A 12301-nucleotide genomic window follows, 5' to 3' on the forward strand; every position below is an offset into this window, starting at 1 on the left:
GGGATTTGGCACCGCCATCCCCGGCTTTCCAACAAAACAAACATTAAGGCTAAGCTTTACACGGCAAACAGCCTTAATTATCCCCCAGACCCGGCCTTACATAATATAGCGCCTATATAGGGGTGGCATTTACTCTGGCAAAAAAACAGGTAAATCTCACTTCCGGCATAGTGCACCTATTTTTAAGGCTTTTCATGGTGGATTACTATTATTTTACACGAAATTCACATAAAAAACAGTCCTATTTCACATTTTTCACGAAATAGGACTGACCAGACTGCATTTACTTTGATAAAGTTGCATTAACCCTGAAACTCAACCATATAAAATATGTATGTAATAATGGAGTATACGGGATTCGGACCCGTGGCCTCAACAATGCGAATGTTGCGCGCTCCCAGCTGCGCTAATACCCCATACGAAGAGTATAGCACTTTCTGGAAAAATGGCAATACAGAATTCTTAATATTCACTAAACATCCTTGACAAATCAGCGCCTGAAAGATATGATAGTCAGTAGTTAATATACAGTTAACATTTTATTAATATCTTATCGGTCGGGACAGACGTCCGGCAACAATATATAAAGGTGCTGATGAAGAGGAGTACATGATCACTTCTGACAGAGAGAACCGCCCATTGGCTGCAAGGTGGTTTCGGGTGAGGATTGTGGAAGGTAGCTTCTGAACCGGATATCTGAACGAAGAAGTAGGGTATCCCGGAGTTGTCCGCGTTACAGGACTTGAGAGATGTCCGCACAGAGGTCTGGAAATGACAGACCGCAGGCAGGAGAAGCCTGTCTGAAGAACACACAGGGACATGAAATTAAGGTGGTACCGCGTATATACGCCCTTTACTTATAGTAAAGGGCTTTTTAAATTCTTGGAAATGTGAAAAATCCGTGAAGCGGCTGACACTTGATCAGAGAAAACTGTATACCCAAAGGGTACCCCGTAACACATGCCCTGGGGCGGATCTGCAGCAAGCTGCAGAATAATGTATACCCAAAGGGCACCCCGTAATACATGCCCTTGCGGGCGGATCTGCAGCATAGCTGCAGAATAATGTATCAATTAGTACAGGGATGATACGGAGATAAAAAGTACAATATTTATGAGGGAGAACAAGGAGGAAACTATGAGCAAGGAACTGGCAAAGACTTATAATCCAAAAGAAATTGAAGACAAGACGTATGAAAGATGGTGCGGGAACAAGTATTTTCACGCGGAAGTTGACAGGAGTAAAAAGCCGTTTACCACGGTGATGCCTCCTCCGAATATTACAGGAAAGCTTCACATGGGACACGCACTGGACAATACGCTGCAGGATATTCTGATCCGCTATAAGAGGATGGAAGGCTACAATGCCCTCTGGATCCCGGGAACAGACCATGCGGCCATCTCCACAGAGGTCAAGGTAACGAACCAGCTGAAAGAAGAAGGAATTGACAAAAAGACGCTTGGAAGGGAAGGATTCCTAGAGAGAACATGGCAGTGGAAAGAAGAATATGCGGGAACAATTGAAAATCAGCTGAAAAAGCTGGGAATTTCCTGTGACTGGGACAGAGAACGCTTCACAATGGACGAAGGATGTTCCAAAGCCGTTGAAGAAGTGTTCATCAAACTGTATGAAAAAGGATATATTTACAAAGGCTCCAGAATCATCAACTGGTGCCCGGTATGTAAGACTTCTCTGTCCGATGCAGAGGTAGAGCATGAAGAGCAGGATGGTTTCTTCTGGCACATCAAGTATCCGATCGTGGGAACGGACAGGTTCCTGGAGATTGCAACCACACGCCCGGAGACCATGCTGGGTGATACGGCGATTGCGGTACATCCGGACGATGAGCGTTACAGCGATATCGTCGGAAAGATGGCGGTGCTTCCTCTTGTAAACCGGGAGATCCCGATTGTGGCTGACTATTATGTAGACAAAGAGTTCGGTACCGGCGCGGTAAAGATTACACCGGCTCATGATCCGAATGACTTTGAGGTGGGCAGACGACACAATCTGGAAGAGATCAATGTCATGAATGATGATGCCACGATCAACGAAAAGGGCGGCAAATATGCGGGGATGGAGCGTTATGAGGCGAGAAAAGCCATTGTAGCAGATCTGGAGGAACAGGGATTTCTGGTTAAAATTGAACCGCACTCTCATAATGTAGGAACACACGACAGATGCGGCACTACAGTAGAGCCGCTGATCAAACAGCAGTGGTTCGTTAAGATGGAAGAGCTGGCGAAGCCGGCAATCAATGCCCTGAAGACCGGTGAACTGAAATTCGTGCCGGAACGTTTTGACAAGATTTACCTGCACTGGCTTGAGAATATCAAGGACTGGTGTATTTCCAGACAGATCTGGTGGGGACACAGAATCCCGGCCTATTACTGTGATAAGTGTGGGGAGTTTGTTGTGGCAAAGGAAATGCCGGAGACATGCCCGCACTGCGGCGGCACACATTTCACTCAGGATGAAGATACACTGGATACCTGGTTCAGTTCCGCACTGTGGCCGTTCTCCACGCTTGGATGGCCGGATAAAACAGAGGATCTGGATTACTTCTATCCGACAGATGTACTGGTAACAGGATATGATATCATTTTCTTCTGGGTAATACGTATGGTATTTTCAGGATTCGAGCATACCGGAAAATCACCGTTCCACACAGTACTGATCCACGGTCTTGTGAGAGATTCTCAGGGGCGCAAGATGAGTAAATCCCTGGGCAACGGAATTGATCCGCTGGAGATTATCGATCAGTATGGAGCTGATGCGCTCCGTCTGACCCTGGTGACCGGTAATGCACCTGGAAATGACATGAGATTTTACAACGAGAGAGTAGAGTCCAGCAGAAACTTTGCCAATAAGGTATGGAATGCCTCACGCTTTATTCTGATGAACATTGAAAATGAAACACTCACACAGCCGGAGACCACCGAACTGGCAGAGGCGGACAAATGGATTCTGTCCAAAGTCAATACCCTGGCAAAAGATGTGACAGAGAATATGGACAAATTTGAGTTGGGTATTGCGGTTCAGAAAGTATACGACTTTGTGTGGGATGAATTCTGCGACTGGTATATTGAGATGGCAAAATACCGCATTTATCATAAAGAAGAGAATCCACAGGCTGCCAACTGTGCACTGTGGACACTGAAGACCGTGCTGGGGCAGGCACTCAAGATGCTGCATCCGTTTATGCCATTCGTGACGGAGGAGATCTACAAAGCCCTTGTTCCTGAGGAAGAATCTCTGATGATGTCAAACTGGCCTGTATATAAAGAGGAGTGGAGCTTCGCGGCTTCCGAGAACGTTGTGGATCATATGAAAGAAGTGATCCGCGGTATCCGCAATATCCGCGCAGAGATGAACGTGGAGAACAGCCGCAGGACAAAGGTGTTTATTGTAAGTGAAGACAAGGCACTGTGCGATGGTTTTGAAGCGCTGGCAGATTCTGTAAAACCGCTGATGAATGCCGCAGATTTATTTATCAGCTCAGAAAAGCAGGGAGTAGGAGAGGACGCAGTTTCTATTGTTGTTCCGGATGCATCTGTATATCTTCCTCTGGAAGACCTGGTTGATTTTGAACAGGAGAAGGAGCGTCTGAAAAAAGAAGAACAGAAGCTGACTAAAGAGATCGCAAGAGCCAGGGGAATGCTTTCCAATGAAAAGTTTATCAGTAAGGCACCGGAGGCAAAGGTCCAGGAAGAACGTGAAAAGCTGGAAAAATATACTCAGATGTTAAAACAGGTACAGGAGAGAATGGCAGGCTTGAAGAAATAGTAAGAGAGGTCATAAATGAAACACATTCAAATCAAAAAACCTGATATAAAAGGCTTTTTCCATAAAATAAAAAACTTAAAAAAGGAAGATATCAAAGCGCACTGGGAAGAGCGGAAGGAGCGGCGCGACCGGATTCTGGAACAGCGCCGCAACAGTAAGTTCGCAAAGAAGATGCAGCCGGTATACAGGTTTATGGACAGAATCTCCCTGATTCTGCATTTCCTGCTGGCGTGTGTGCTGAACCTGCTGATCGAGGTGATTTCCAGGCATTCCCTGTTTGAAGCATGGGATTATATGGTTGGGGCACCGAAAGTATTTTTGTTCAATGCATTTTTGATATTTGCCACATTTTCTATCGTCTATCTGGTCAGGCGGCGGGTGTTTGCAAGAATTCTGCTCAGTGTATTCTGGCTGTTTCTGGGAACCTGCAACGGGTACCTGCTGCTGAAGCGGGTAACGCCCTTTAATGCACAGGATCTAAAGGTACTCTCGGACGCACTGGCGCTGACGGGAAATTATTTCAATACGTTTGAGCTGATCCTGCTGATTGTGGGAATCGCCGCGGTAGTGCTCTGGGTCATCTCTATGTGGCGCAGGGGCGGACAGTACACCGGGAAAATGCATCGTATTATTTCACTTGCCGGCGTTGTGTTCTGGCTGGGTGCTTATGTGTTCCTGACAGATGTGGCAATTGAAAAGCGGGTGGTATCCAATTATTTTGGAAACATTGCATTTGCCTATGAGGATTATGGGTTTCCATACTGCTTTACTGCAAGTATATTCAATACTGGTATTTCAGAACCATCGGGTTACAGTGAAGAGTCCATGGCTAAGATCAGCAACAATGGAAGTATCACGGAGAGTACTACAGGAAGATCAGAAGAAGAGCTTCCGAATATTATCTTTGTTCAGCTGGAATCTTATTTTGACCCTACAGAGGTAGAGTGGCTTCAGTTTTCAGAAGACCCGATCCCGAACCTGAGAAAGATGTATAATGAGCATTCTACAGGCTATTTCAAGGTCCCGTCAGTAGGCGCAGGTACCGCCAACACAGAGTTCGAGGTACTGACGGGTATGAGCATGCGTTTCTTCGGCCCTGGAGAGTATCCTTATAAGACATATGCAAAGACAAAGGTATTGGAAAGCGCTGCCACTGCTCTGGGAAAGTTTGGGTATGGAGCGGAGGCACTGCATAACAACGGCGGAAATTTCTACAGCCGTGCCCAGGTGTTTAACCACATGGGGTTTGACCACTATACGAGTAAAGAGTTTATGAATATTCTGCAGACTACGCCAAAGGGCTGGGCTACGGATGACATCCTGATTCCCAATATTATGGACTCTTTGAACACCACGGAACAACAGGATTTTGTGTTCACGATCAGCGTACAGGGACATGGCGATTATCCGACCGAAAAGATGATCGAAAATCCCGAGATCGTAGTAAGCGGTGTCGAAGATGAGGGAAAACGCAATTCGTGGGAATATTATGTCAATGAAGTGCATGAGATGGATAAATTCGCCGGTGATCTTGTGAAAGCAGTCGAGGAGCGGGGGGAACCGTCCGTGATTGTGTTCTACGGTGACCATCTTCCCACCATGGGGCTGGAGGCAAAGGACTTAAAGAGCAGATATCTTTATAATACCAATTATGTGATCTGGGATAACATTGGACTTGAGAAGGAAGACAGAAATATCCCGGCGTACCAGATTATGGCAGATGTATTTGAGCGTCTGGATATCCACTCGGGTACAATATTCAACTACCATCAGCAGAGACGTCAGACGAAGAATTATCTGGCTGATCTGGAGCTTCTGCAGTACGATATCCTGTACGGAAAACAATATGTTTACGAGGAGAGCGGACAGCCCATTACGGAGGGCCATATGGCAATGGGAGTGAAGGATGCTTCTGTTACCGAACTGGTTTCTCAGCTGGATGGAACCTACAGTATCTATGGCGAAAACTTTACGAAACAGAGTAAAGTATATATAAATGGCGAAAAACAGAACAGCACATTCCTGAATAATACAAGGATCGACCTGAAAGATGTATCGCTTGAGGATGGGGATGTACTTGAGGTGTGCCAGGTCGGCTCCAGCAATACCATATTCCGTGCATCCAGGGAATATGAGTTTAAGGATGGTAAGCTGACGGAGCTGCCACTGACAGGTGACGAGGTGGAACCGGGGCGCAATGCATTTGTAGAGCAGGAAACAGGTGAAGCAAAGTGACGTACGCAGAGGCCGTAGAGTATATATCAAGTATTCCAAAATTCACGACAAAGAATAAGACAGAGCATACCCGCCGGTTTCTTGAATTCCTGGGGAATCCCCAGGAAGGCCGCAAGGCGATCCACGTGGCCGGTACGAACGGGAAAGGCTCGGTCTGTGCCTATCTAAACGCCATGCTGCTTGCACAGGGAAAGAACGCCGGTCTGTTTGTCTCACCGCATTTGGTGAAGATGAATGAGCGCATTGTGGTCAATGGCGTGCAGATTTCGGATGAGGATTTTCTGAATGTTTTCGAAAACGTCATGGGAAAAGTGAAGGAGATGGAGGCAGCAGGGCTGCCGCATCCGACTTTCTTCGAATTCTTATTCGGTATGGCAATGACGGCCTTTGACAGAGCCGGTGTGGAGTATCTTGTACTTGAGACCGGTCTGGGAGGGCGCCTGGATGCAACGAATTCCATCGATAGACCTCTGGCTGCGGTAATTACCTCAATCGGTCTGGACCATATGGCTATCCTGGGAAACACACTGGAGAAAATTGCATATGAAAAAGCCGGGATTATTAAAAAAGGTGTGCCTGTATTCTACGCGGACACCCAGAAAGAGAGCAGCTGCGTCATTGAGAAGAGAGCGGCAGAACTTGGGGCACCCTGTAAAAAAATAGGGAAAGACGCGTACGAAATTCTCGGAATCCGGGACAAACATATTGCATTTTCCTGCGCAAATGCGTATTATGGAGATACTACATGGACTCTGAATAACATCGGGTTCTACCAGCCGGGCAATGCCATACTGGCCCTTGAGGTTATGAGATATATTTTCGGCAGAGAAGGTAATATCAGCGCATGGCGGGAGGCTCTTGCCGGCGTAAAATGGGAAGGCCGAATGGAAGAGATTCTTCCGGAAGTCTATGTAGACGGTGCACATAATGTCAGTGCAGTTGAGAGCTTTGTACAGAGCGTTCAGGATAGGGATAAAGGGAATATTATTCTATTTTCCGCAGTACAGGATAAAGATTACGAAGAGATGATTGCCTGTCTTTGCAGGAATCTGGATACAGATTTCTACATGATTACATTGATTGAGGATGGGCGCGCTGCACAGATCGAAGAGCTGCAGCGAATATTTAAAAAATATACAGAGAAACCTGTTTATGCAAAAGAGTCTTTGGAAGAAGCACTCGGATTTGTGATGGATCATCAGCAGGGCAGGACGATATACTGCCTGGGTTCTCTTTATCTGACGGGGATGATAAAGGCGTTCATTCCGGAGGAAAAAGAGAGAGCTGCAAAGAGCAGGGAGACGAGAATACCTGAGAAAAGGAGGCCGTGTAATGCTGGATTATGAAGAAGAACTCAAGAAGTTCAAACCAAGCCTGGAAGTAGAAGACATCGAAGATGCAGTATATCAGGAAGATTTGTCAGATATGACGGACCTTCTGAGAGAAGTAATGGATCAGACGAAATAAGAAAGATAATGGTGAGCATAGATGGACTATACGAAGAAAATCTTATACCAGTCCAATTACTGGTATAATGATGGCCTGAGGAAAGCGCAGATACGGGATATGTCCGGTGCGGCTGCCTCACTTCGGCGGAGTTTACAATATAATAGAGAAAATATTGCTGCCAGAAATCTTTTGGGCCTTGTATACTATGGCCGCGGAGAAGTGGCAGAAGGCCTGGTTGAATGGATTATCAGCAAAAATCTGAAGCCCAGGGACAATGTAGCGGATTATTTTATCAGAAGTGTGCAGGAATCAGCCAGTGAACTGGATGTAATCAACCAGGCTGTGAAGCGTTATAACCAGTGTCTTGTGTACTGCAGCCAGAATGGCGAGGATCTGGCGATCATTCAGCTGAAGAAGGTGATTTCGGCGCATCCTTCGTTTTTGAAGGCTTATCAGCTTTTGGCTCTTTTATATCTGCGCACTGAGCAGTATGCCAAAGCCAGGCAGATTCTCCGTATTGCCAGAAAGCTTGATACGACGAATGACATGACCCTGCGCTACATGCACGAGATGGCAAACCTGCGCGGCAAAAAGATGAAAGATGAGAAGCACGGGAAAGAAGAGACTGTAGAATACAGTCTTGGAAATGAGACGATCATCCAGCCGAAGCATGGCGGGTTCAAGGCGCTGGCGAGCAAGTTTACCGTGATGAATATTGTCGTAGGAGCTGTGATTGGTGCCGCTATCGTTTGGTTTCTGATTGTTCCGGCAGTGAATGAGGCAAAAGCGGACAGCGTAAATAAGCAGATTGTGGAGTACAGTGAGCGTATCAATGCTATGGAAGCTCAGATCAGCGCCCAGACAAGGACACTGAACCAATATCGGGAGAATGATGAGAATTCCGAACAGTCTGCACAGAATGCGGCCAGTACGGCTGAGAGTTATGAAAATCTGATGACAGTGTCAAACCAGTTCTACTCCAATAGTTATTCAGACGATACAATGGCTGAGACACTGCTGAACGTAAATAAGGATGCACTTGGAGAAGGCGGGCAGGCGATGTATGATGAGCTGTCCCAGAGTATCTTCCCATCCGCATGCGAGTCACTGTATTCAGGAGGAACCGCATCCCTGGATGTGGCCAATTACGATACTGCAATCGACTCCCTGAGTAAAGTAGTGCGTATGAATGAGGGATATGACGACGGTGGAGCACTTCTGAATCTTGGAATCGCCTATATGCGCAATGGGGATAACGATAATGCATCGAAGTATCTGAAGCGCGTGATTGAGCTTTATCCCGATACCGAACGTGCCCAGGAGGCCCAGAACAGTCTGGATACGATCTCCCAGGGCGGAGATACACACTCAGCTGACGGACAGAATACCGACCAGCAGAATGCTGATGCAGGCCAGCCGAATGATGGCGGAGATAATGGCGTGCAGAATACAGAAGGACAGTAGAAAAGGCAGAACAATTTACATAAGAGGACGGCAGGACAGCAGTTTGCGGGATGCCGGACCTAAACACGAAGGATAAGGATATGTAGAGGGATACATATCCTTTTTCTGATGGAAAAACCCTCAGGATACATGAAAGAGAGAACAGGACTGCGGGGAGCGCATAAAAAGTCCGGAAGAATATGAATAGACATAGAGGAGGAGTACTATGAAGTATCAGGTGCAGGAGAACTGCCTGACAATTTACCTGCCCAGCGAGGTAGACCATCACAATGCAGAGGAAATGCGGAAGAACGCGGATACGCTGATTGAACGGAACCATATAAAATTTGTGATTTTTGATTTTGAGATGACTGATTTTATGGACAGTTCAGGAATCGGGGTTATAATGGGAAGGTATAAGATTATACGCCTGGTGGGAGGCGAAGTCTGGGCGGTACACGCCAATGCTAGAATAAAGAAGATCCTGACCATGTCGGGAATGACAAAAATAATGCAGATATATGAGGAGGACGAGGCATGAAAAACACAAATGAAATGGAGATAATTTTTGACAGCCATTCATCGAACGAAGGATTCGCAAGAGTGGCGGTAGCATCATTTATGACGCAGCTGAACCCGACCGTTGAAGAGGTCTCGGATGTGAAGACGGCTATATCTGAGGCGGTGACCAATGCCATTATCCATGGATATGAGAACCAGATACATAAGGTTTCCATCCGCTGCAGGATTGAAGGGCAGCAGATCACAGTGGAAGTAAGGGATCATGGAGTCGGGATTGATAATATAGAGCAGGCAATGACTCCTCTTTATACCAGCAAACCAGAGCTGGAACGTTCCGGGATGGGATTTGCTTTCATGGAAGCCTTTATGGATCATGTAGAAGTGGAATCCGAGCCAGGTGAAGGAACCACGGTGAGGATGAAGAAAACCATCGGAAAAGGAAGGGAGCTATGGACCACACAATCGCTTTAATCAAAAAATCACACGATGGAGATAAAAAAGCGAGAGAACAATTGGTAGAAGAAAATGTGGGACTGGTATGGTGTGTAGTAAAGCGTTTCTATGGACGCGGAACAGAGGCAGAGGACCTGTTCCAGATCGGAAGTATCGGCCTGTTAAAAGCAATCGACAAGTTCGATCTGTCTTACGAGGTCAAATTTTCCACTTATGCAGTCCCCATGATATCAGGAGAAATCAAACGTTTCCTGCGGGATGACGGAATGATAAAGGTAAGCCGTTCCTTAAAAGAGCTGTCTTACAAGATATTCCAGACAAGAGAAGCCCTGACCGGAAGCCTGGGCCGTGAGCCGACGCTGGAAGAACTGGCGAATACGATGAACGTAGACAAAGAAGAAATTGTACAGGCCATGGAAGCCGGCGGCGAAGTAGAGTCACTGTATAAACCAATCCACCAGAAGGAAGGAAATGAGATCCGCCTTGTGGACAAGCTGGAAGAAAAAGAGCGTAAAGAGGAAAAAATCCTGGACCACATGCTGCTTGCACAACTGTTGGAGAGCCTGGACAAAGAAGAACGACAGCTCATATATCTGCGGTACTTTGCGGATGAGACACAGTCTCAGGTGGGGAAAAAACTCGGAATCTCCCAGGTACAAGTCTCCCGTATGGAGAAGAGGATTATTGAGAATCTGCGGAGGCTGGGGAGTTAGATGCGGGGGGACGCCAGTCCGGAACGGGACTCCTGCGGCAGACCGGGAAACTTTCGTGCCCCTTTTAATCGCGGTCCGTTTGCGGAGTGTTACTAGATAAAAACCACATCGGATTGGAAGGCACCAGCGGCATTCACCGCGCAATTCTGATGAATTGCACGGCTCAGGCCGCCTTGAATGCTGCTTCGGAAGCAGCATTCAGCCTTCCAATCCGATGTGGTTTTTATCAAGTAACACTAACCGCGCTCTCTATGCGGTATAAAAGGGGCACGAAAGTTTCCCGGTCTGCCGCAGGAGTCCCGCTCCGGACTGGCTACATGCATCCAAGTCGGCAGGTAGGCAGATTTCCCAGGGGGAAATCTGAACGGGGGCAGCGGATGGGGGTGGCTGGGTGGGACGGATTGCTGCCGGATATGGCATCTGGTTTTGGAAAAAGTACTGGATTATGAATAGTTTTTTTGTTTGTAAAGATCACTTTGCTTAGTTTGGTTGTGCTGGTAATATTCCTTTTTATAACTTCTCTTTATAGTTTTCTAATTGATGAAATATGCCCAGTATATATACATTTTCGAATTCTATTCTAAAAATAATGATATAATCCATGTCCGTAACAACTGCTTCTTTATATCCTTTGCTTTTTAGAAATTGATTTCTGCAATCTGCAAATTGAAAAGGATTATCCTCAAGTCTATCATACAATTTTTCAATTCCATCCAGTAAATGCTTTGCAGCTGATTCATTTTTGAATTGAAAAAGAATATGATAGAGGCATTGTTCTAACAGTGCTTCGGCCCTTGCAGTAATAATGAGTTTATAAGCTATATTTTGCCCTCATAGAACTAAGAGAGCTTCGTGCATCCGTTATTCTTCCTTCGCTAATCTGCTGTTCTGAAACTTCTAACTCTCTGTAGATATTTAACTGTTGAATTGTATGTTCATAATGCTCCATACTCATAATCACCATGTCTCCATAGCCATTCTTTGTTACATAAATGGGTTCTTCTGCCTTATGACACATCTCGGATATCTCGGATGTATTCTTCAAATCTTTAATCGGAATAATTCGTGGCATATCACACCTCCTTAATCATGGCCTAATTATACCATTATTATTACCCATATTCAACCGACTATTCACACCTCCCACCGCCCCAGCCAACATCCGCTGCCCCCGCAATAGTCCCCCATCTGAAAAAGAATCTTCCGCCTTGAAGCACCCAGCATCGTAAAAGGTGAGGCGGCTTCCGTGGGAATGTGTATGCCATTTCTGGAAGCTCAAAGTGCGCGGTCTAGAATCCGTTAGAGAAAAAACAGGGAATATGGAGGGCAGAATTTGTTTTCCAAAACAAATTCTGTTGCCGCCGGCGGCGCGAATGCATCGGCATTCGGGCCAACTGCGGCAAGCACCCTCCATATTCCCTGTTTTTTCTCTTACGGATTCTCCGCAAACGGCCCGCCTCCAGAAATGGCATACACATTCCTGCGGAAGCCGCCTCACCTTTTACGATGCGAATGCATACTTTCACATTTTTTTCAAATACTAACACTACTATATTTTTGGAAAGGTTAGGTGGCCTCTATGGAGAATGGAAGAAGGAAAATCCGTATCTGCCTCTTTGGCATTGTGCTTGCGGCAGTCGTTATCGGTATTTTTTATTATTATTTTAGCGGGAGCGGGAAGCCTGGAAACAGTGAGGGAA

9 protein-coding genes, 1 tRNA gene and 1 other annotated feature are annotated in these 12301 nt (G+C 46.3%); of the genes, 8 read left to right on the forward strand and 2 right to left on the reverse strand.

The window, feature by feature from the left end:
- Window positions 1-343: 343 nt before the first annotated feature.
- Window positions 344-416: transfer RNA gene (locus HMPREF0240_RS13305), tRNA-Ala, on the reverse strand.
- A gap of 167 nt (window positions 417-583) precedes the next feature.
- Window positions 584-857: a binding site (T-box leader), on the forward strand.
- 280 nt (window positions 858-1137) lie between these two features.
- Here HMPREF0240_RS13305 and HMPREF0240_RS13310 point away from each other — a divergent pair.
- The 8 genes from HMPREF0240_RS13310 (at window position 1138) to sigF (ending at window position 10601) form a co-directional block, all read left to right on the forward strand.
- The gene (locus HMPREF0240_RS13310; protein ID WP_009003935.1) at window positions 1138-3786 is read left to right on the forward strand and encodes a valine--tRNA ligase; all 2649 of its coding nucleotides are present in this window, start codon (window positions 1138-1140) and stop codon (window positions 3784-3786) included.
- A gap of 15 nt (window positions 3787-3801) precedes the next feature.
- A complete protein-coding gene (locus HMPREF0240_RS13315; RefSeq protein ID WP_009003936.1) occupies window positions 3802-6021 on the forward strand; it encodes an LTA synthase family protein in 2220 nt (739 codons plus the stop codon).
- Entirely contained in the window at window positions 6018-7367 is a 1350-nt protein-coding gene (locus HMPREF0240_RS13320) for a folylpolyglutamate synthase/dihydrofolate synthase family protein (protein ID WP_050794541.1), read from the forward strand. The genes HMPREF0240_RS13315 and HMPREF0240_RS13320 overlap by 4 nt, the downstream gene beginning before the upstream one ends.
- Window positions 7354-7488: a hypothetical protein gene (locus HMPREF0240_RS25220; protein ID WP_009003938.1), complete on the forward strand. Its 135-nt coding sequence runs from the start codon at window positions 7354-7356 to the stop codon at window positions 7486-7488. Before HMPREF0240_RS13320 ends, HMPREF0240_RS25220 begins: the two co-directional genes overlap by 14 nt.
- Before the next feature lie 21 nt (window positions 7489-7509).
- On the forward strand, window positions 7510-8934 hold the full coding sequence (locus HMPREF0240_RS13325; protein ID WP_009003939.1) for a tetratricopeptide repeat protein: 1425 nt from the start codon (window positions 7510-7512) through the stop codon (window positions 8932-8934).
- A gap of 205 nt (window positions 8935-9139) precedes the next feature.
- Window positions 9140-9454, forward strand: a complete 315-nt coding sequence (locus HMPREF0240_RS13330; protein ID WP_009003940.1) for an anti-sigma factor antagonist — start codon at window positions 9140-9142, stop codon at window positions 9452-9454.
- Window positions 9451-9906, forward strand: coding sequence for an anti-sigma F factor (gene spoIIAB, locus HMPREF0240_RS13335; RefSeq protein WP_009003941.1), 456 nt, complete (start codon window positions 9451-9453; stop codon window positions 9904-9906). The genes HMPREF0240_RS13330 and spoIIAB overlap by 4 nt, the downstream gene beginning before the upstream one ends.
- Window positions 9885-10601, forward strand: coding sequence for an RNA polymerase sporulation sigma factor SigF (sigF, locus tag HMPREF0240_RS13340; protein ID WP_009003942.1), 717 nt, complete (start codon window positions 9885-9887; stop codon window positions 10599-10601). Before spoIIAB ends, sigF begins: the two co-directional genes overlap by 22 nt.
- Before the next feature lie 811 nt (window positions 10602-11412).
- On the opposite strand, the gene HMPREF0240_RS13350 is transcribed toward sigF, so the two are convergent.
- Window positions 11413-11673, reverse strand: a complete 261-nt coding sequence (locus tag HMPREF0240_RS13350) for a type II toxin-antitoxin system Phd/YefM family antitoxin (RefSeq protein WP_009003944.1) — start codon at window positions 11671-11673, stop codon at window positions 11413-11415.
- Between the last annotated feature and the right edge of the window lie 628 nt (window positions 11674-12301).

It is taken from the genome of Clostridium sp. D5, from assembly GCF_000190355.1.
GTDB lineage: Bacteria > Bacillota > Clostridia > Lachnospirales > Lachnospiraceae > Faecalicatena > Faecalicatena fissicatena_A.

Coding starts and splice junctions, on each gene's coding strand:
- HMPREF0240_RS25220 (WP_009003938.1), top strand. CDS start 7,354: ATGCTGGATTATGAAGAAGAACTCAAGAAGTTCAAACCAAGCCTGGAA.
- HMPREF0240_RS13310 (WP_009003935.1), top strand. CDS start 1,138: ATGAGCAAGGAACTGGCAAAGACTTATAATCCAAAAGAAATTGAAGAC.
- HMPREF0240_RS13325 (WP_009003939.1), top strand. CDS start 7,510: ATGGACTATACGAAGAAAATCTTATACCAGTCCAATTACTGGTATAAT.
- HMPREF0240_RS13315 (WP_009003936.1), top strand. CDS start 3,802: ATGAAACACATTCAAATCAAAAAACCTGATATAAAAGGCTTTTTCCAT.
- HMPREF0240_RS13350 (WP_009003944.1), bottom strand. CDS start 11,673: ATGCCACGAATTATTCCGATTAAAGATTTGAAGAATACATCCGAGATA.
- HMPREF0240_RS13330 (WP_009003940.1), top strand. CDS start 9,140: ATGAAGTATCAGGTGCAGGAGAACTGCCTGACAATTTACCTGCCCAGC.
- spoIIAB (WP_009003941.1), top strand. CDS start 9,451: ATGAAAAACACAAATGAAATGGAGATAATTTTTGACAGCCATTCATCG.
- sigF (WP_009003942.1), top strand. CDS start 9,885: ATGGACCACACAATCGCTTTAATCAAAAAATCACACGATGGAGATAAA.